The sequence below is a fragment of the Amycolatopsis sp. FU40 genome (assembly GCF_021903635.1).
Classification (GTDB): domain Bacteria; phylum Actinomycetota; class Actinomycetes; order Mycobacteriales; family Pseudonocardiaceae; genus Amycolatopsis; species Amycolatopsis dendrobii.
The window spans coordinates 8,311,571-8,329,268 of record NZ_CP091381.1 but is presented as its reverse complement, the minus strand read 5'-3'; the positions used below and the strand labels follow the sequence as shown (position 1 = coordinate 8,329,268).

General features: G+C 68.1%; 18 protein-coding genes and 1 tRNA gene. 2 read left to right on the top strand and 17 right to left on the bottom strand.

The window, feature by feature from the left end; translation table 11 throughout:
• Positions 1 to 26: 26 nt before the first annotated feature.
• From L3Q65_RS39480 to rplJ, 11 genes are all read right to left on the bottom strand, one after another.
• Entirely contained in the window at positions 27 to 1,289 is a 1,263-nt protein-coding gene (locus L3Q65_RS39480; RefSeq protein WP_182890298.1) for an MCE family protein, read from the bottom strand.
• Positions 1,289 to 2,521, bottom strand: coding sequence for an MCE family protein (locus tag L3Q65_RS39475; protein WP_182890299.1), 1,233 nt, complete (start codon positions 2,519 to 2,521; stop codon positions 1,289 to 1,291). The genes L3Q65_RS39480 and L3Q65_RS39475 overlap by 1 nt, the downstream gene beginning before the upstream one ends.
• Before the next feature lies 1 nt (position 2,522).
• Entirely contained in the window at positions 2,523 to 3,704 is a 1,182-nt protein-coding gene (locus L3Q65_RS39470; protein WP_182890300.1) for an MCE family protein, read from the bottom strand.
• Positions 3,701 to 4,687, bottom strand: coding sequence for an MCE family protein (locus L3Q65_RS39465; protein ID WP_182890301.1), 987 nt, complete (start codon positions 4,685 to 4,687; stop codon positions 3,701 to 3,703). Before L3Q65_RS39465 ends, L3Q65_RS39470 begins: the two co-directional genes overlap by 4 nt.
• Entirely contained in the window at positions 4,684 to 5,712 is a 1,029-nt protein-coding gene (locus L3Q65_RS39460) for an MCE family protein (RefSeq protein ID WP_237597940.1), read from the bottom strand. The genes L3Q65_RS39465 and L3Q65_RS39460 overlap by 4 nt, the downstream gene beginning before the upstream one ends.
• Complete coding sequence (locus L3Q65_RS39455; protein WP_182890303.1) at positions 5,709 to 7,040, bottom strand: MCE family protein; 1,332 nt, start codon at positions 7,038 to 7,040, stop codon at positions 5,709 to 5,711. Before L3Q65_RS39455 ends, L3Q65_RS39460 begins: the two co-directional genes overlap by 4 nt.
• Entirely contained in the window at positions 7,037 to 7,873 is an 837-nt protein-coding gene (locus L3Q65_RS39450; RefSeq protein ID WP_037360186.1) for an ABC transporter permease, read from the bottom strand. Before L3Q65_RS39450 ends, L3Q65_RS39455 begins: the two co-directional genes overlap by 4 nt.
• A gap of 2 nt (positions 7,874 to 7,875) precedes the next feature.
• Entirely contained in the window at positions 7,876 to 8,628 is a 753-nt protein-coding gene (locus L3Q65_RS39445) for an ABC transporter permease (protein WP_051165981.1), read from the bottom strand.
• A 32-nt stretch (positions 8,629 to 8,660) separates the two neighbouring features.
• Positions 8,661 to 9,839 carry an ABC transporter ATP-binding protein gene (locus L3Q65_RS39440; protein WP_182890304.1) on the bottom strand — a complete coding sequence of 393 codons (1,179 nt, stop codon included), beginning with the start codon at positions 9,837 to 9,839 and terminating at the stop codon, positions 8,661 to 8,663.
• A 458-nt stretch (positions 9,840 to 10,297) separates the two neighbouring features.
• The gene (gene rplL / locus L3Q65_RS39435) at positions 10,298 to 10,690 is read right to left on the bottom strand and encodes a 50S ribosomal protein L7/L12 (RefSeq protein ID WP_009072216.1); all 393 of its coding nucleotides are present in this window, start codon (positions 10,688 to 10,690) and stop codon (positions 10,298 to 10,300) included.
• Positions 10,691 to 10,739: 49 nt separating this feature from the next.
• Positions 10,740 to 11,294 carry a 50S ribosomal protein L10 gene (rplJ, locus tag L3Q65_RS39430; RefSeq protein WP_037816297.1) on the bottom strand — a complete coding sequence of 185 codons (555 nt, stop codon included), beginning with the start codon at positions 11,292 to 11,294 and terminating at the stop codon, positions 10,740 to 10,742.
• A 319-nt stretch (positions 11,295 to 11,613) separates the two neighbouring features.
• On the opposite strand from rplJ, the gene L3Q65_RS39425 reads away from it, so the two are divergent.
• Positions 11,614 to 12,648, top strand: a complete 1,035-nt coding sequence (locus L3Q65_RS39425) for a hypothetical protein (protein ID WP_237597939.1) — start codon at positions 11,614 to 11,616, stop codon at positions 12,646 to 12,648.
• 3 nt (positions 12,649 to 12,651) lie between these two features.
• Here L3Q65_RS39425 and L3Q65_RS39420 read toward each other — a convergent pair whose 3' ends face one another.
• The 6 genes from L3Q65_RS39420 to L3Q65_RS39395 form a co-directional block, all read right to left on the bottom strand.
• Positions 12,652 to 13,461 (bottom strand): alpha/beta fold hydrolase, encoded by an 810-nt coding sequence (locus L3Q65_RS39420; protein ID WP_182890306.1) that lies wholly within the window; start codon positions 13,459 to 13,461, stop codon positions 12,652 to 12,654.
• Between the two features lie 69 nt (positions 13,462 to 13,530).
• Positions 13,531 to 14,250 carry a 50S ribosomal protein L1 gene (rplA, locus tag L3Q65_RS39415; protein WP_009072208.1) on the bottom strand — a complete coding sequence of 240 codons (720 nt, stop codon included), beginning with the start codon at positions 14,248 to 14,250 and terminating at the stop codon, positions 13,531 to 13,533.
• A 90-nt stretch (positions 14,251 to 14,340) separates the two neighbouring features.
• Positions 14,341 to 14,772 carry a 50S ribosomal protein L11 gene (rplK, locus tag L3Q65_RS39410; protein ID WP_037360170.1) on the bottom strand — a complete coding sequence of 144 codons (432 nt, stop codon included), beginning with the start codon at positions 14,770 to 14,772 and terminating at the stop codon, positions 14,341 to 14,343.
• Positions 14,773 to 14,854: 82 nt separating this feature from the next.
• Positions 14,855 to 15,697 carry a transcription termination/antitermination protein NusG gene (nusG, locus tag L3Q65_RS39405; protein WP_182890307.1) on the bottom strand — a complete coding sequence of 281 codons (843 nt, stop codon included), beginning with the start codon at positions 15,695 to 15,697 and terminating at the stop codon, positions 14,855 to 14,857.
• A gap of 76 nt (positions 15,698 to 15,773) precedes the next feature.
• Entirely contained in the window at positions 15,774 to 16,208 is a 435-nt protein-coding gene (gene secE / locus L3Q65_RS39400; protein WP_182890308.1) for a preprotein translocase subunit SecE, read from the bottom strand.
• Between the two features lie 32 nt (positions 16,209 to 16,240).
• Positions 16,241 to 16,313 (bottom strand) — tRNA-Trp (locus tag L3Q65_RS39395).
• Between the two features lie 435 nt (positions 16,314 to 16,748).
• Between L3Q65_RS39395 and L3Q65_RS39390 the strand changes: the two genes are divergently transcribed.
• Positions 16,749 to 17,651, top strand: a complete 903-nt coding sequence (locus L3Q65_RS39390; RefSeq protein WP_182890309.1) for a TIGR03619 family F420-dependent LLM class oxidoreductase — start codon at positions 16,749 to 16,751, stop codon at positions 17,649 to 17,651.
• Positions 17,652 to 17,698 lie beyond the last annotated feature (47 nt).

Below are 17,698 nucleotides of genomic sequence, written 5' to 3'. Positions count from 1 at the left end.
AGTAGGTAACAGTCATCAAATCCCGGTCAGCCGAGTCCCAGCAGCGAGCCCATGCTGTTCAGGGACACCCCGGGGCTGCCGACGACGCCCGGCACCTGAGCGTCGCGCATCTCCTGCAGCTCCTGCGCGGGCCGGTTCTGGTTGGCCGCGATGTCCTGCTGCGACGGCTGCACCGGCACGCCGTTGTAGGGCGCGTTCTGGGAACCCCGGACGTTGATCGGGCTGCCCTTCGGCTCGGCGCAGTAGACCTTGTCGTCCGCAGGCCGGACCGAGGTGTCCGAACCAGGACGGTACTGGCTGTAGGGCAGATAGCCCTTCGTGCACGACGGCGGGTTGAACAGGTTCAGCACCAAGCCGAGGTGCGCGGTCCCGTCGCCGGGGGCCACCGACGGCGCGGCGGCCGCCAGCGCCGGATAGGTGACCAGGCCCTGTTCGAGGCCGTCCAGCCGGGTCACGGTCAGATTGGCCGTCGTCAGCAGGTTCGCGGTCAGCGCGCCGAGGCCGGGCCCGGTCTCCTTGAGCACCTGGCTGATCTGGGTCGCCACCTGTGGGGTGACGCCGATCAGCTTGCGCAGGTCGCCATCGGAGTTCTTGAGCGTCCCGCTGAGCTGGTTGAGGCTCTTGGAGAAGGACGCGAAGTTCGACGCCTCGTCGTTCTGCGTGTCCAGCACCTTGCCGCCGGCCTGCAGCAGCTGCACGGTCTGCGGCAGGTACTGCTGCGCGGTGGTGGTGAAGCTGCGCGCGGTGTCGAGCAGCTTCTGCAGGTCGCCGCCGGTGCCGCGGAACGCGTCGTAGGACTCGTCGACGACCTTCCGCAGCGCGTCGGTCGGCACCGAGGCCGACAGCGAGTCGAGGTCGCCGAGCAGCCGGTCGGTGCTGACCGGCGTGGTCGTGCGCGCGGCCGGGATCACCGAACCGCCCGCGAGGTACGGGCCCTGGTCGTTCTTCGGCCGCAGGTCCACGTACTGCTCGCCGACCGCGGACCGGTTGGCGATGACCGCGTCCAGATCGGAGGGCACGCGCGGGGCCGACGGGTCGATGTTCAGGTCGGCCTCGAGCCCGGTCTGGGTCAGCCGCAGCTGCCCGACGCGGCCGACGTTGAAGCCGCGGTAGGTGACCTCGGCGTTGGTGAAGATTCCGCCGGATTCGTTGAGCTGCAGCTTCACCGTGTACCCGCTGCTGCCGAACACCGTGCCGAGGCCGGCGAACCGGATCAGCGCGTACACGATCGCCACGACCGAGATGATCGCGAAGACCACCAGCTGGATTTTCGTCCTGCGCAGCAACATCAGCCAGCACCTCCGGAAAGCACCCCGAACAGGCCGGACAACCCGCCCTGCGACGGCTGCCCGCCGCCCTGGCCGCCGGTCGCGGACGGAGCCTGCTGCTGTTGCTGCGCGGGCTGGCTGCCCGGGAACGACAGCGGCGGCGGCTGGTTCGACGGCGTGCCCTCGACGCCGCCGGTCAACCCGGGCGCGGGGATGAGCCCGTTCAGCCCGTTCTGCCTGCTGCGGCCGAGGTTGTCGATGACGTCCTTGAGGTTCAGGTCGACCTTGGCGAACAGGTTGAAGTAGTCGCCCTTGACGTCGTTGTAGGCCTGGTCGGTGAACGGATAGGTCAGCAGGATCTCCAGCGCCTTCGGCAGGTCGCTGCCCGCCTCGCCGAGCTTCTGCAGCGTCGGCGTGAGCGCCTTGAGGTCGGCGACCAGGTCCGCCTTGCTCTTGTTGACCGTGTCGGTCGCGACGCCGGAGAGGTTGTTGAGCGCGTTCAGCATGGTGACCAGCTGACCGCGCTGCTGCTCCAGCACCCCGAGGCCGGGCCCGAGGTTGTCGACCGCGCCGACCAGCTTGTCCTTCTGGTCCCGCAGCGTCATGGACAGCCGGTTGAGGCCGTCGAGCGCGCGGGTGATGTTGGCCGACTGGTTGTCGAGGTTGGTGACCAGCTCGTTCGCGTTGTTCAGCAGCGCCTTGATGTCCGGCTCACGGCCGGCGGTGGCGTTGTTGAGTTCCTTGGTGATCGTGTTGAGCTGCTCCACGCCGCCGCCGTTGAGCAGCAGGGACAGCGCGCCGAGCACCTCCTCGACCTGGACGTCGCGGCCGGTGCGCGCGAGCGGGATGGTCGCCCCGTTCGCCAGCTCCCCGGTCGCTTCGGTGCCGCCCGGCGAGGCCAGTTCGACGTACTTCTCGCCGAGCAGGCTCGACTGCTTCACGTTGGCCATCGCGTTGGCCGGCAGCTTGACGTCGCCGTTGACCTCGACGGTCACCTCGGCGTGCCAGCCGTCCGGCGTCAGCCCGATCGACTTGACCTGCCCGACCGGCACCTCGTTGACCTTCACCCCGGACTGCGGGACGAGGTCGAGCACGTCCTTGAACTGGATCTTCAGCGTGTACGGATGGCTGCCGAGGTCGGCCCCGCCGGGAAGCGGGACGTCGTAGACGCCGTTGAACGCGCAGCCGCTCAGCACGAGCGCGGTCACCGTGGTGAGCGCCCCGCCCGCGGCGAACTTCGTCAGTCGCTTCACGTCAGCTCCCCTGCGTCCCGTAGACCTGGCCCTGCAGCGGGAGCGGCAGCGGCGGCAGCTGGCCGTTCTGCATGGCCTGGATGACCTGCGCGGTGGACGGGAGCGGGATCGCGCCGTCGACCACCTTGGCGATGCCGTCGCAGGCGTTGCCGAGCAGCTGCTTGGTCACCGAGGTCTGCTTGAGCAGGCTGCAGACCATCACCAGCGGCGGGGCGGTCAGCTCGTTGAGGTTCGGCCGCGCGTCGAGCGTGCCGGACGAGCCGTTGTAGACACCGACGATGTTGGACAGCGCGACCGGCGCGACGTCGAGGATCTCGGCGAGCGAGCTGCGCTGGTCAACCAGCACCTTGGTCACACTGGCCAGTTTGTCCACATTGGACTTCAACCGGCCGCGGTTGCGTTCGATGAAGCCCTGCACCGACTGCAGCGTGGTGCCGAGCTGCTGCACGGTCTGGGCGAGATTGTCCTTCTCCCCGGCGAGGAATCCGCTCACGTCGGCGAGCTGGCTCTCGAACTGGCGCACCTGGCCGTCGCTGTTGGCGAGCGACTGGGAGAACTTGCCGAGGTTCTGCACCGTCTGGAAGAGGTCGTCCTTGTTGCCCGCCAGCGTTCCGGACGCCTGCCCGAGCTTGGTGATCGTGTCGTGCAGCGCCTTGCCGTTGCCGTCGAGGTTGTTCGCGGCGGTGTTCAGCAGGTCCGAGAGCGAGCCGTTCTTGTTGGCCCCGTTCGGCCCGAGCGTCTCGCTGACCTTGGCGAGGCTGGCGGCGAGCTGGTCGACCTCCAGCGGCACCTCGGTGCGGTCGAGGCCGATCGTCGCGCCGTCGGAGATCCGCGGGCCGCCGGTATAGGCCGGGGCGAGCTGGATGTAGCGGTCGCTGACCAGCGACGGGGCCACGATCAGCGCCTTCGCGTCGGCGGGCACCGCGACCGAGCGGTCGTACTCGAGGTCGACCCGGACCTGATTGCCCATCGGCTGGATCTTGGTCACCGTGCCCATGTCCACGCCGAGCATCCGGACGCTGTTGCCCTCGTAAAGGCCGACGGCGCCGGAGAAGTACGCGGTCAGGTGGTTGCGGCCGGCGTCCTTGAGGGTCCACCACAGCGCGCCCGCGACCACGAGCGCGAGCACGATCGCGATCGTGAAGCCCCGGGTGAGCGACTGGCCGAAGCGGGTGTCGGTCATTTGGAGTTGCACCCCTCCGGATTGAGCGGGCCGACCGAGGGAAGCACCAGGCCGCAGATGTAGTTGTCGAACCAGTGCCCGGTGCCGATCGTGTTGTTGAAGACCCGGATGAACGGCGCGAACTTCTGGATCCCCTGTGCCAGCGAATCCTGGTTGCGCTGCAGCATCGAGGTGAGCTGGTCGAGCTGGGTGAGCACCGGGTTCAGCTGGCCGTCGTTGTCGTCGATCAGGCCCTGCAACTGCGCCGACAGCTGTTTGGAACCGTCGAGCAGCGTCTTGATCGCCTGCTCGCGCTTGCCGATCTCGTCCAGCAGCTGGTTGCCGTCGGTGATCAGCTTCTGCACCTCGGCGTCGCGGTCGACCAGGGTCTGCGACACCTGGCGCGTGTTGGCCAGCAGGTTCGCCAGCTGCGAATCGCGCTTGGCGATGGTGTCCGACAGCTTCGAAAGCCCGGACAGCGCGCCCTTCACGTCCTGCGGGGTGTTCGAGAACGTCTGGGTGATCGCCTCGAAGCTCTTCGACAGCTGGTTCGTGTCGATCGCGTCGACCGTCTGCGAAAGGCCGCGGAACGCGTCGAGCACGTCGTAGGGCGACATCGTGCGATCGCGCGGGATCGGCGAGCCGGGGTCGAGATTGCCGTTGCCCTGCGGGTCGAGCGCGAGGTACTTCTGGCCCAGCAGCGTCTTGATCTTGATCGCCGCCGTGGTCTTGTCGCCCATCCAGGCGTCCTTGACCTTGAACGACACCTTGACGTTCGGCCCGTCGAGCTTGATGTCGGACACCTTGCCGACCTTCACGCCCGCGATCCGCACGTCGTTGTCCTTCTGCAGCCCGGCCGCTTCGGAGAAGTCCGCGCTGTAGGTGGTGCCGCCGCCGATCACCGGCAGGTCCTCGGAGTTCATCGCGGCGACGAGGCCGAGCGCCATGACCGCGATGCCGACCAGCGCGATCGGGATCGGGTTGCGTTTCTGGAAGGACTTCATCCCTTGCACCTGTCCCGATTCGTCGGCAAGAGCGTGAAGTTCGTGTTCGGCAGCAGTGGCGGCACGCCGACCGTCCCCGTCATCTCGCACGCGTAGAAGTTGAACCACGAGCCGTAGTCGGCCGTGCGGGTGAGCGCGCTGACCTTCTTCGGCATGAACTGGATGAAGTGCTCGACGAGCGGCTCGTTCTGGTTCAGGTTCGTGGTGAGCTTGCCAAGAGCGGCGATGTCGTCCTTCAGCGGAGCCCGCGCGTCGGTGAGCAGGCCCGCGGTCGTGTTCGCCAGATTGCCCAGCCCCTCGATCGCGTCGCCGATCGGCTTGCGGTCCGCGGCGAGCCCGGACACCAGCTGCTGCAGCTTCACGATCAGGTCGTTGAGCTGCGGGGTGTGCTGGTTGACCGTGTCGAGGACCGAGTTGAGGTTGTCGATGACCTCGCCGATCACCTGGTCCTTGTTGGCGATCGTGGTGGCCAGCGAGGCGGTGTGCGACAGCAGGCTTTCCACCGTGCCGCCCTCGCCCTGCAGAACCTGGATGACCTCGTACGACAGCTTGTTCACGTCGCTCGGGTTCAGCGCGGTGAACAGCGGCTTGAAGCCGTTGAACAGCTCGGTCAGGTCCAGCGCGGGCGTGGTGCGCTCGAGCGGGATGGTGTCGCCCGGCTTGAGCGTCGCGCCGCTGGTGTCGTCGCCCTCGCCGAGCGAGACGTAGCGCTGGCCGACCAGGTTGCGGAACTTGATCTGCGCGGTGACGCCTGCCGGGAGCTTCCGTCCGGAGTCGACCTCGAAGTCCACCTGCGCCTGGCGCTTGTCGACGATCTTGACGTCCTTGACCTGGCCGACGCGGACGCCCGCGATGCGCACGTCGTCGTTCGGCAGCAGGAGCGTCGCGTCGGTGAACCGCGCGGAGTAGGCGCTGGTGCTGGTGGTGTTGATGTTCGCGATGCTGATGCCCAGCACGGTCGTGAACAGCACCGTGACGACCACGAAGATCGTCAGTTTGATCAGCGGTGCGGCGAGTCCCCTCACTTGACCGTCACCTCCGTGCCCCGGTAGAGCGGGCCGACGAGCAGCGAGCCCCAGCCCGGGAACTGGCTTTGCGAAATCCCCATCTCCGGGCTGACCAGCGCGGCGAGGAAGTTGTTCTCGGCCGCGGTGTTGACCGGGTTGCCGCCCGAGGCCCCGCCGCCGTTCAGCCCGGCCGCGTCGCCCTTGAAGTTGGCGGGATTAAGGCCTTCGCCCACGGTCTTCGGAGCCGCGCCCTGCTTGGTGCCGTCCTTGAACGGGCCGTCCGGCGGCTGCTGCGGGAACGGGTCCGGCGCGGGGTTGAGGTCATAGCAGCGCGGACCGCGTTTGTCCTCGAACCGCGGTTCCTCGCCCGGCTTGTACGGCCCGCGGTTCACGACGACCTCGATGGTCGCGTTCAGGCCGGGTTTGCCGTTGTACTTGCCGAGCGCCGCGTCCGCGACCGGCACGACCTTCGCCATCTGCTTCAGCACGCACGGGTATTCCGGCGAGTACTTGGCGAGCAGCTCGGCGGTCGGGCGCGCGGTGCTGGCCAGGCTGATCAGGTTCTGTGAGTTCGCTTCGAGGAACGATTGCAGGTCCTGCGACGCGGTGGTGAGGTTGCCGTAGAGGCTCGACAGGTTCGCCTGCTCGGCCACCACGGTGCGCGTGGTCGTGCTCAGGTTGTCCAGGCTCTGCACCAGATCCGGCGTCGCGTTGCTGAGGTGGCCGGAGAACTCCGCGAGCGCCTGGAGGTTGTGCTGCAGTTCCGGCTCGTGCGGGTTCAGGTCGCCGATGTACTGGCCGAGCTGGGAAAGCGTCTCGCCGAGCGGTTTGCCGCGGCCCTGCAGCGCGGTCGAGATCGCGGTGAGCGTGCTGGACAGCTTCTGCGGCTGGACCGCCTGCAGCACCGGCATGAGGTGCTCCAGCGCCTGCTCCAGCTCCACCGCGCTCGACGTGCGGTCCTGGGTGATCACGTCGCCCTGGGAAAGCGTCTTGGCCGACGGGTCCTTCGGAATCTCCAGCGACACATAGCGTTCGCCGAACAACGTCTTCGGCAGGAATCGCGCCGACACGTTCTGCGGAATCAGCTTCACCGACTCCGGGTCCATCGCCAGCGTCAGTTCCGCGCCGTTCTCGGTGGCCTTGATGTCCTCCACCGAACCGACGATCAACCCGCGGACCTTCACGTCCGACTGCTTGAGCAATTGGTTGCCGATGCTGCCCGCGTCGAGCTTCACGGTGACGAACTTGCTGAACGCCTTGTCGTACATCGCGATGCTGAGCGCGATCCCGCCGACGAGCACCGCCACCAGCAGCAGGCCGAGCAACCTGCGCCGTAGTGTGGTCATCCCGCAATCCTCACCGTGACGTCGGTTCCCCAAATCGCGAAACCGATGAAGAAGTTCACGACCGAAACCGTGACGATGGAAAGCCGCACCGCGCGGCCGACGGCCACGCCCACCCCGGCGGGCCCGCCGCTGGCCCGGTACCCGAAGTAACAGTGCGAAAGAATGATCAAAACGCTGAAGATCAGCACCTTGATGAACGAATAGAGCACGTCTTGCGGTGGTAGGAACAGGTCGAAGTAATGGTCGTAGGTACCCGCTGATTGTCCGTAGATATAGATAACGACCAGCCGCGAGGCGAGGTACGAGCTCAGCAGGCCGATCACGTACAGCGGGATCACCGCGACGAACCCGGCGATGATCCGGGTGGTCACCAGGTACGGAAGGCTCGGCACGCCCATCACCTCGAGCGCGTCGATCTCCTCGGAGATCCGCATCGCGCCCAGTTGCGCGGTGAAGCCCGCGCCGACCGTCGCCGACAGCGCCAGCCCGGCGACCAGCGGCGCGATCTCGCGGGTGTTGAAGAACGCGGTGAGGAAGCCGGTAAAGGCCGAGGTGCCGATCGAGTTCAGCGCCGAGTAGCCCTGGAGGCCGACGAGGACACCGGTGAACAGCGTCAGGCCGACCATCACGCCGACCGTGCCGCCGATGACCGCGAGCGAGCCGGAGCCGAAGCTCACCTCGGCCAGCAGCCGCAGCACTTCCTTGGTGTAGCGGCGCAGCGTGCGCGGCGTCCACAGCAGAGCCCTGCCGTAGAACGACATCTGGTCGCCGAGCGTGTCCAGGGTTTCCAGCGGACGGTTGGCGATCCGCTTCGCCCCCGAGAGGAACGTCATGGTCAGTCCAGCTTTCCGGGCACGAGCTGCAGGTAGATCAGCGTGATCACGAAGTTCACGACGAAGAGCAGCAGGAACGTGATGACCACCGACTGGTTCACCGCGTCGCCGACGCCCTTCGGGCCGCCGCTCGGGTGCAGGCCGCGATAAGCCGCCACGACCGCGGCGATGAAGCCGAAGATCAGCGCCTTGATCTCGCCGACCCAGAGGTCGGGCAACTGCGCGAGCGCGGAGAAGCTGGACAGGTACGCGCCCGGGGTGCCGCCCTGGAGCACGACGTTGAAGAAGTAGCCGCCAAGCACGCCGATGACGCTGACCATGCCGTTGAGCAGGAGCGCGACGAGCATCATGGCGAGCGTGCGGGGCACGATCAGACGCTGGACCGCGGAGACGCCCAGCACCTCCATCGCGTCGATCTCCTCGCGGATGGTCCGCGCGCCGATGTCAGCGCAGACCGCGCTGCCGCCCGCGCCGGCCACCAGCAGCGCGGTGACCAGCGGACTGGCCTGCTGCACGGTCGCCAGCACCGATCCGGCACCGGTGTAGGACTGCGCGCCGAGCTGGCGAGCGAGCGCGCCGAACTGCAGCGAGATGACCGCGCCGAACGGGATCGCGACGAGCGCGGTCGGCAGGATCGTCACGCTCGCGACGAACCAGGCCTGCTGGATGAACTCGCGGAACTGGAACGGGCGCTGGAAGATGCCGCGGATGATGTCGAGGCCGAGCGCGAACAGGTTCCCGGTCTCCCGCAGCATTCCGTAGCCGGGGATCTTGGCCGTGCTGGTGGTCACGCGCCACCCTGCCCGTGCCGGGGCGACCGGCGGTCCGCGCCCGGAATGCGCGCGACCTGGTCGGCGGGAAGCTGTCCCTGGTGCTGGTTGGGCACCGGACCCGGCGAGCTCACCGGCGGCAGCTGCTGCGTGTCCTCGGGACCCGGCTGGTGGTGGAAGGCCGCGGGGTTGGGCCGCACGTTGTAGTGCCGCTGCTGCTCGGGCGTCAGGGATTCGATGATCCCCTCCTGCGCGCTCGGCGGGAGCGTGTGCAGGATCCGCATGACGCGGTCCATCCGCCGCTTCGCCCCGGCCCGCTCCGGAACACCGGGGCTGACCTGCATCTGCGGCACGACGCCGCGGACGTCCTCGTTGAGCACGTCGCCGTGGCCCGCCTCGGCCTCCGCCTGCTCGCGGGCCATCTGAGCGCTGTCCTTCTCCTCGGACATGCCGATCGGGCCGAGCTTGCGGCCGTTGAGGAACTGCTCGACCACCGGCTCGTCGCTGGTCAGCAGCACCTCGCGCGGGCCGAACATGACGAGTTCCTTGCGGAACAGCATGCCGAGGTTGTCCGGCACCGTGCGGGCGAGGTTGATGTTGTGCGACACGATGAGGAACGTCGCGTCGATCTGGGCGTTGACGTCGAGGAAGAGCTGCGAGATGTAGGTCGTGCGGACCGGGTCGAGACCGGAGTCCGGCTCGTCGACCAGGATGATCTCCGGGTCCAGCACGAGGGCGCGGGCGAGCCCGGCGCGCTTGCGCATACCGCCGGAGATCTCGCCGGGGAGCTTCTTGTCCGCGCCGGCGAGACCGGTGATCTCGAGCTTCTCCAGCACGATCCGGCGGATCTCGGTCTCGGACTTCTTCGTGTGCTCCCGCAGCGGGAAGGCCACGTTGTCGAAGAGGTTCATCGAGCCGAACAGCGCGCCGTCCTGGAACAGGACGCCGAAGAGCTTCCGGATCTCGTACAGCTTGTGCTCGGAGCAGGTGACGATGTCGACGCCGTTGATGACGCACCGTCCGCGGTCCGGCTTAAGCAGGCCGATCATCGACTTCAGGAACACGGACTTGCCGGTTCCGGACGGGCCGAGCATCGCCGAGACCTCGCCGGGAGGCAGGGTCAGCGTCACGTCCCGCCAGATGGTCTGCTTTCCGAAGGACTTCGTCAGACCTTCGATGACCACCTCGGCACCCATCGCACCTCCAGGAGCTGTTCCGCGTCGTCGCGCACCGCCGCCCCGTCACCGCTGGCAGCGGCGGAGCTCGCGCGGCGAACTCCGCTTCAACCAGGTGCAACGAGCTGAGCGCGAACAGGTTACTCACCAGTTTTGTTCTCTGGCCAGCCCCCGTGCACGCCTCACGTGCCGGGGATCCAGTACGGCGACTGCTGGCAGCACGGTAGTGCACGTCACGTTCGGGCGCAGATCCAGATGGCCGACCGCCGCTCACCCTGACGGGTTAACCGGCGGAAACGCGGCAAACAGGGGGTGACCCGGGGCCGCCGGGTGAACGGTTTGTTCGCCTGAACGAGGGCTCTGCGGACCCAACTCGGCGACTGTGCGTCTTTTTTTGTCCGGACAGCAAAAGGGGCGGGCACCCGTGTCGGGTGTCCGCCCCTTTCGAGGTGGTGCAGCAGGCGCTTGCGCGCCCGGGATCACTTGATGGTGATCTTGGCGCCGGCGGCCTCGAGCTTCTCCTTGGCGGCGTCGGCGGCCTCCTTGTCGACCTTCTCCAGGAGCGCCTTCGGAGCGGCCTCGACCAGCTCCTTGGCCTCCTTCAGGCCCAGACCGGAGACGACCTCGCGGACGACCTTGATGACCTGGATCTTCTTGTCGCCGGCCGAGTCGAGGATGACGTCGAACTCGTCCTGCTCGGCAGCGGCCTCGGCGCCACCGGCGGCGGCACCCGGGGCGGCGGCCACGACGGCGGCCGGGGCGGCGGCGGTGACGTCGAAGACCTCTTCGAATTCCTTCACGAACTCGGACAGCTCAAGAAGGGTCAGCTCCTTGAAGGCGTCGATCAGCTCGGCGGTGCTCAGCTTCGCCATGATGGCTTCCTCTCAGAAAAACGAACGAGACGTTCGGGGGTGGGGTGGTTCAGCTCTCGGCGGGTGCTTCGGCTGCTTCGGTACCGGTGGCGTTGCGCTGCTTCTCCTCCAGCGCGGCAGCCAGGCGGGCAACCTGGGACGCCGGCGCCTGGAACAGCGCCGCGGCCTGGGAAAGCTTCGCCTTGAACGCGCCCGCCGCCTTGGAGAGCAGCACCTCGCGGCTGTCGAGATCGGCGATCTTGGTGATCTCGTCCACGGACAGCGACTTGCCGTCCATGTAGCCGCCCTTGATGACAAGCGCGTTGTTTTCCTTCGCGAAGTCGCGAAGCGCCTTCGCGGCGTCGACTGCCTCGCCGTGCACAAAAGCGATCGCGGTCGGGCCGACGAACAGGTCCTCGATCCCCTCGAGGCCGGCGTCCTCAGCGGCACGCTTGACGAGGGTGTTCTTCGCGACCCGGTACTTGGCACTGGTGCCGAGAGCGCGGCGCAGCTGGGACAGCTGAGTCACGGAGAGGCCGGTGTACTCGGTAACGACGGTGGCCGAGCTGCTGCGGAAACTCTCCGCGATCTCGGCGACGGCCGCCACCTTGTCGGGCTTCGCCATGGTCGCCTCCTCTCTTGGCTAGTGTCACCACTGGCTTCGGCGGAGGAGCCCCCGAACGACAAAAACGCCCACGCGCAGTCAGACGCGGGGCGTTGCCCAGCCTTGCGACCGGGGTGAAAGCCTCGTTCCTCCTGCGCGGGCCGTCGCCGTAACGGGCGAACCTTCGCTCCCCGGGAATCCGGAGAGAACCAGCGGTCTTTGGTAGAACCGTCGACCAGCATACGGGAGCCCTTCGCGGCGTTCGCAGGCACCCCCTCGCTGAGCTGCGAGAACCGGGGCAGTCTCGGGAAATCGCGGCGGAGCGGGCATCATTGGTGACGTGGCGGAACAGCGTGATCACGGAAAGCCGGAAGAAACCCCCTCTCCCGGTTCGGGCGGGTCCTCGGCTCAACCGCCCGCATCTCCGCCTGCGCTGCCGCAGTCCGGTGGGGCCGAGGTCGCGCCGCGACCTCCCGCCCAGCCGTCGGCGAACCCGCCCCAACCGGCCGCGCCGAATCTCCCGCAGCCGAGCGGATCGGCTGAGCCGCAACTGGATCCGGAGCAGCTGCGCCAGTTCCAGGAATTCCAGCGGTTCCAGGAGTACCTGCGGTTCACCCAGTCCCAGCAGGGCGCCGAACCGGCTCCGGCACCCGACGCTGGCCTGGTCCCGGCCGGAAACCGCCAGCCGCAACCGCTCGCCGGCGGGCAGCCGCCAGCGCCGCCGAACCAGCCGGGTGCGCTCACCAACTACGAGGAACCGCCGAAGAACCGCCGCCCGGTGCCGCGCTGGGTGAAGCGGCTCGGCGGGAAGATCCTTGGCTGGGTGATCGCCCTGGTCATCCTCGGCATCCTGGTCAACTGGGGGTACCACCAGATCTTTCCCAGCGACGACGGCAAAACCTCGGCCCAGATCGCCGCCGAGGGCGGCGGACAGTTCCACACGAACCAGATCCTCACGACGGCCTCGCCGTATGAATCCGTCCGCCGCGTCTACGACGGGATCGCGCAGCATGGCCCCGGGCCGAAGAGCATGGTCGACCACGTCTGCGGCCTTTTCGACCAGGCCACGCAACAGAAGTTCGCGACCGATCTCGGTTTCCCGGACTGCGCCGTCGCGGTACAGGGCCTGCACGACCGGCTCGACCGCGCACCCGGTTCAGTCGACGCCTACGCCGAGTCGATCTCGAAGCGCTCCGGATGGCCGCCGGGCGAGGACGTGGTGATCAAGTCGTGCGACTTCGCCATCACCGGCGGTCCGGCGCTCGGCGATTTCACCGTCAAGCAGGTCGACAAAGGACAGTGGCTGATCGTCGGACATCAACGTGGGCCCGAGAAGTGCACGCCACCGACGGCGACGACCTCTACCCCGGGCTGACCGTCAAACAGGCGAACTGATCGGCAACCGGGTCTCCCCCGTGTCCGAGTACGCGAAGAAGTCCACCAGCGCCGCCGCGAAAGCCGGGTGGGCCACCGCTTCCATGTGGTTCCCCGGGACCCGCACCAGCCGCGCCCCCGCGATCCCCGCGGCGAGGCGTTCCGGCTGGGTCGCCAGTTCGTCCGACTCCCCGGCCAGGATGAGCGTCGCCGCCGAAAGGTTCGTGAGCCGCATCGGGCCGTGCGGGGTCGCGTGCATGACCGCGGCCAATGCTTCGACGTCCGCGCCCGCGCGGCGGGCCAGGCGGCGGAACGGGCGTGCCGCCGGGGGCACCTCCGACCGGTCTTCGGCCAGCAGTCCGTCCGCGATCTGGCTGCGGTTGATCACCCTGGCGTCGACCCCGCCGAAGTCCACGATTCCCGCGCCGACGCCGCCGACCGCGAGGCAGCGGACTCGGCGGTCACTCGTAGCCACCAGCAGTGAGACGATCGCGCCCATCGAGTAGCCCGCCAGGCACACCTCGTCCAGGCCCAGTTCGTCGAACAACGCGGTCAGGTCCGCGGCCATGATGTCCTCGCCGTAGGCCGCCGGGTCGTGCGGTTTCTCTGACGCGCCGTGTCCGCGCGCGTCCAGGGCGATGACCGTGAACCCGGCCTTGACCAGTGCGTCCACGACGCCGGGGTTGACCCAGTTCACCTGGGAATCGGCGGCGAAACCGTGGTGCAGCACGACGGGACGCCGGTGCCGTCCGTCGCCCTCCCAGACCGTGTAGCTCAGCTGGAGCCCGTCGGGGGCGAGGAACGTCGTTGGCATATGTCCATGAGACACGAAAAAAGGGTGGTCACGCACGAAGCGTGACCACCCTTTCGCGTGATGTGCGACTCAGACCGCCGCTTCCTCGGAGAGGAGGTTGCGGGTCCGCGCCGGGTCGACCGGGATGCCCGGGCCCATCGTCGTGGTGAAGGTGACCTTCTTGACGTAGCGGCCCTTCGCCGACGACGGCTTGGCGCGCAGGATCTCGTCCAGCGCGGCCGCGTAGTTCTCCACCAGCTTCTCGGTGTCGAACGACGCCTTGCCGATCACCAGGTGCAGGTTCGCCTGCTTGTCGACGCGGAAGTTGATCTTGCCGCCCTTGATGTCCTTCACGGCCTTCTCGACCGCGGGGGTCACCGTGCCGGTCTTCGGGTTCGGCATGAGGCCGCGCGGGCCGAGGATGCGGGCGATGCGGCCCACCTTGGCCATCTGGTCCGGCGTCGCGATCGCGGCGTCGAAGTCGAGCCAGCCACCCTGGATGCGCTCGATCAGTTCGTCGGTGCCGACCGCGTCCGCGCCGGCGGCTTCGGCCTCAGCGGCCTTGTCGCCAACGGCGAAAACGATGACGCGGGCGGTCTTACCGGTGCCGTGCGGCAGGTTCACGGTGCCGCGGACCATCTGGTCGGCCTTGCGCGGGTCGACCCCGAGACGCATCGCGACCTCGACGGTCGCGTCCATCTTCGTCTTGGAGGTCTCCTTCGCCAGCTTCACGGCCTCGAGCGGCGCGTACAGGCGCGCCTTGTCGATCAGCTCCGCGGCCTGGCGGTAGGCCTTGCTGTGCTTGGTCATGCTTCTGTCCTTAGTAAGTCAGTGGATCAGTGTGGTGACGAGCCAGCACCTGGCTCTCCCACTGGTCTTGCTTCAGCGGGGCCGAAGCAATTACTCGACCGTGATGCCCATCGAGCGGGCGGTGCCGGCGATGATCTTCGCGGCCTGGTCGATGTCGTGCGCGTTGAGGTCGGTCTCCTTGGTCTTCGCGATCTCGCGGACCTGGTCCCAGGTGACCTTGGCGACCTTGGTCTTGTGCGGCTCGCCGGAGCCCTTCTCCACGCCCGCGGCCTTGAGCAGCAGCTTGGCGGCCGGCGGCGTCTTCAGCTTGAAGTCGAACGACCGGTCTTCGTACACGGAGATCTCGACCGGGACGACGTCCCCGCGCTGCGACTCGGTCGCGGCGTTGTAGGCCTTGCAGAACTCCATGATGTTGACGCCGTGCTGACCCAGCGCCGGGCCGACCGGCGGCGCGGGGTTGGCCGCACCCGCCTTGATCTGCAGCTTGATGATCGCCGCAAGCTTCTTCTTCTTGGGTGGCATTACCTTGTGTCCTTCTTAACTGACGTGAGTCCCCCGCACACCTGCCAGTACGCGGGGACTGCCGACCGGGATGGCCCGGCCGTCAGATCTTGGAGACCTGGCTGAACGAGAGCTCGACCGGGGTCTCCCGGCCGAAGATCGACACCAGGACCTTCAGCTTCTGCCCGTCGACGTTGACCTCGGAGATCGTGGCGGGCAGCGTGGCGAACGGGCCGTCCATGACGGTGACCGACTCGCCGACCTCGAAGTCGACCTCGACGGCGGGCGCACCGGACGGCGCGGCCGCGGCGGATTCGCCGCCCTTGGCCGCCTTGGCCGGGGCTTCCTTCTCGACCTGCGGGGCGAGGAACTTCAGCACCTCGTCCACGGTCAGCGGCGACGGCCGCGAGGTGGCACCCACGAACCCGGTGACGCCGGGGGTGTTGCGGACCGCGCTCCACGACTGGTCGTTGAGGTCCATCCGGACCAGGATGTAGCCGGGCAGCACCTTGCGCTGCACCTGCTTGCGCTGGCCGTTCTTGATCTCGGTGACCTCTTCGGTCGGAACCTCGATCTGGAAGATGTAGTCCTCGACGTCCAGGGTCTGGGTACGCGTCTCGAGGTTGGTCTTGACCTTGTTCTCGTAACCGGCGTACGAGTGCACGACGTACCACTCGCCCGGCGCGGCCTTGAGCTCGGCGCGCAGCGCGGCGACCGGGTCGTCCGCCTCGGGGGCGGGCTCGGTCACGTCGGCTTCGGCGTCGTCGGCACCGTCGGCGCCGTCCGCGTCGTCGTCGGCGGAGGCTTCTTCGGCGGCGACCTCGTCCTCGGCGACGGGCACCTCGACGGCGTCGGCGGACTCCTCGTCGCCGGGTGCCGTCTGCACCTGCTCGTCGGAAAGCTCGGTCAGGTCGCGACCGGCTTCGGTGCCGTTGTCGGAGGTCACGTTCCGTCCTCTCAGTTGATCGCTTGCCGGGCCGGACCGGGGCCCGGCCAGCGCGGTGGCGCGCCCGTTGCGGGCGTCAGCCGAAGACCAGCCCGACCAGCTCCTTGAAGCCGAGATCGAGGCCGCTCACGAGGGCCACCATGAACACCACGAACACCAGCACGACCGCGGTGTAGGTGACCATCTGCTTGCGGTTGGGCCAGATGACCTTGCGGAGTTCGGCCCAGACCTCGCGGATAAACCGCGTGAACCGGGCGAACACCGAGGCCTTCTTGGCCTTCCGGTCCCGTTTGGGGGTGGGCGCGCCCTTGGCGTCGGCGGGCTTCGCGACCTTGTCGCCCGCCTTGCCGGACGGACGGGTCGAGCCCGGCCGTGCCTCGGACTTGCCTGCCGGCCGAGCGGAAGCGCGGCGTTCGCGCCGAGCCGCGGCGGACACCGGGCGGGATTCGACTCCGGGCCGCTTGCCCGAATCGTCCTGCTCGTGCTCGCCGCTGGCGTCGCTGTCGCTCACGACCACTCCTCCGCTCCACCAGTTCCCGTACGCAGGGGTGACAGGACTTGAACCTGCAACCTGCGGTTTTGGAGACCGCTGCTCTGCCAATTGAGCTACACCCCTGTGGAGCCCGGTCACCCTGGCTCCGGAGGACGCATTCCATCGTCCCCACCATCCGGCGGGGATGACCGTAGTGCGTTCCGAGTTCCGAAGTCTACGGCAAGCCCGATGTTGCCTTGCAACCCAGCCCCCTCGACCGCGCCGAGGCGGTCTCGCGGCACCCCGGAGACGGCCGTTCCGGACCCTTCGGACAGCACCCCGGAATCCTCGGCGAAGATCACCTGATCGTGCGAATATGAGCCCGTGACCCGCAATCCGATTAATCGCAAAGCCGTCGGCGACCACCGTCCCGTCCGGCTTGGCGACCGTCCCGGATCGCTGGCACGACAAGCGAAATCTCTTCCGCACCCGCGGATTTCCCCGCCGGGAAGCCAGGACTGGCCCGAGGGAAGATGATCTTCGTTGACTCGCAAGCGAAACTCTGATCAAGGAGCATCGGTGACCTCATTCCGGCTTGGGCTCGCTTTGCCGCAGTACGGCAAGCTCGCCGACCCCTCCGCCATCGCCGGCTTCGCCACCGAAGCCGAGCGCATGGGCTTCGCTTCGCTGTGGGTCGGCGACCGGGTGCTGACCCCGGTCGCCCCGAAGACCTATTACCCGTCCGGTACACCCGAACAGCCGTACCCGCCGGAGTTCGTCCGCTTCGTCGATCCGCTGCTGGCGCTCACCATCGCGGCGAATTCGACCGAGACCGCGCGGCTGGGGTCGAGCACCCTCAACGGCCCGCTCTACTCCCCGGTGCTGCTGGCGCGTTCCCTCACTTCGCTGGACCTGCTGTCCGGCGGCAGGCTCGACGTCGGACTCGGGCTCAGCTGGCTGCGCGACGAGTACACCGCGGCCGGCGTGCCGTGGGAGCACCGCGGCGCGCGGCTGGCCGAACTGGTCAAGGTGCTGCGGACGCTCTGGACCGCGGACCCGGCCGGGCACCACAGCGAGCGCTGGGACATCCCGGACTCCCTGATCGGCCTTCGTCCGCTGCAGCAGCCCGGCCCGCCGGTTCTGCTGGGCGGGGCCTCGGACGCGGCGCTGCGGCGCGTCGGCCGGATCGCCGACGGCTGGCTGCCCGCGGGGCTCCCGATCCCGATGCTGCGGCAGAAGTGGGCAGTGGTCGTCGAATCCGCGGAGAAGGCGGGCCGGGATCCGGAGTCGCTGCGCCGGGTGCTGCGGATCAACCCGGCGCCGGGTTCGAAGACGGCGTCCGTCGAGGACGTCGCGGCTCAGCTGAAGGCCGCCGAAGCGGACGGCATCACCGAGGCGCTGGTCGATCTGCACTATGTGGCCGAAACCGTCCCGCACGCACTGGAACTGGCGGGCGAACTGCACGCCGCTGTCTTTGCGTGATCACCCGTAAGCGGGTCGTCGGCGAGGGGCCGGACCGGTAAAACGGT

Excerpts from the sequence above, each read along its gene's own strand:
- L3Q65_RS39420 (WP_182890306.1), bottom strand. The coding sequence starts at position 13,461 with ATGCCAACGACGTTCCTCGCCCCCGACGGGCTCCAGCTGAGCTACACG.
- L3Q65_RS39440 (WP_182890304.1), bottom strand. The coding sequence starts at position 9,839 with ATGGGTGCCGAGGTGGTCATCGAAGGTCTGACGAAGTCCTTCGGAAAG.
- L3Q65_RS39470 (WP_182890300.1), bottom strand. The coding sequence starts at position 3,704 with ATGACCGACACCCGCTTCGGCCAGTCGCTCACCCGGGGCTTCACGATC.
- rplJ (WP_037816297.1), bottom strand. The coding sequence starts at position 11,294 with ATGGCGAAGCCCGACAAGGTGGCGGCCGTCGCCGAGATCGCGGAGAGT.
- rplK (WP_037360170.1), bottom strand. The coding sequence starts at position 14,772 with ATGCCACCCAAGAAGAAGAAGCTTGCGGCGATCATCAAGCTGCAGATC.
- L3Q65_RS39465 (WP_182890301.1), bottom strand. The coding sequence starts at position 4,687 with ATGAAGTCCTTCCAGAAACGCAACCCGATCCCGATCGCGCTGGTCGGC.
- rplL (WP_009072216.1), bottom strand. The coding sequence starts at position 10,690 with ATGGCGAAGCTGAGCACCGCCGAGCTGATCGACGCCTTCAAGGAGCTG.
- L3Q65_RS39445 (WP_051165981.1), bottom strand. The coding sequence starts at position 8,628 with ATGCTGCGGGAGACCGGGAACCTGTTCGCGCTCGGCCTCGACATCATC.
- L3Q65_RS39450 (WP_037360186.1), bottom strand. The coding sequence starts at position 7,873 with ATGACGTTCCTCTCGGGGGCGAAGCGGATCGCCAACCGTCCGCTGGAA.
- rplA (WP_009072208.1), bottom strand. The coding sequence starts at position 14,250 with ATGACCAAGCACAGCAAGGCCTACCGCCAGGCCGCGGAGCTGATCGAC.
- L3Q65_RS39480 (WP_182890298.1), bottom strand. The coding sequence starts at position 1,289 with ATGTTGCTGCGCAGGACGAAAATCCAGCTGGTGGTCTTCGCGATCATC.
- L3Q65_RS39455 (WP_182890303.1), bottom strand. The coding sequence starts at position 7,040 with ATGACCACACTACGGCGCAGGTTGCTCGGCCTGCTGCTGGTGGCGGTG.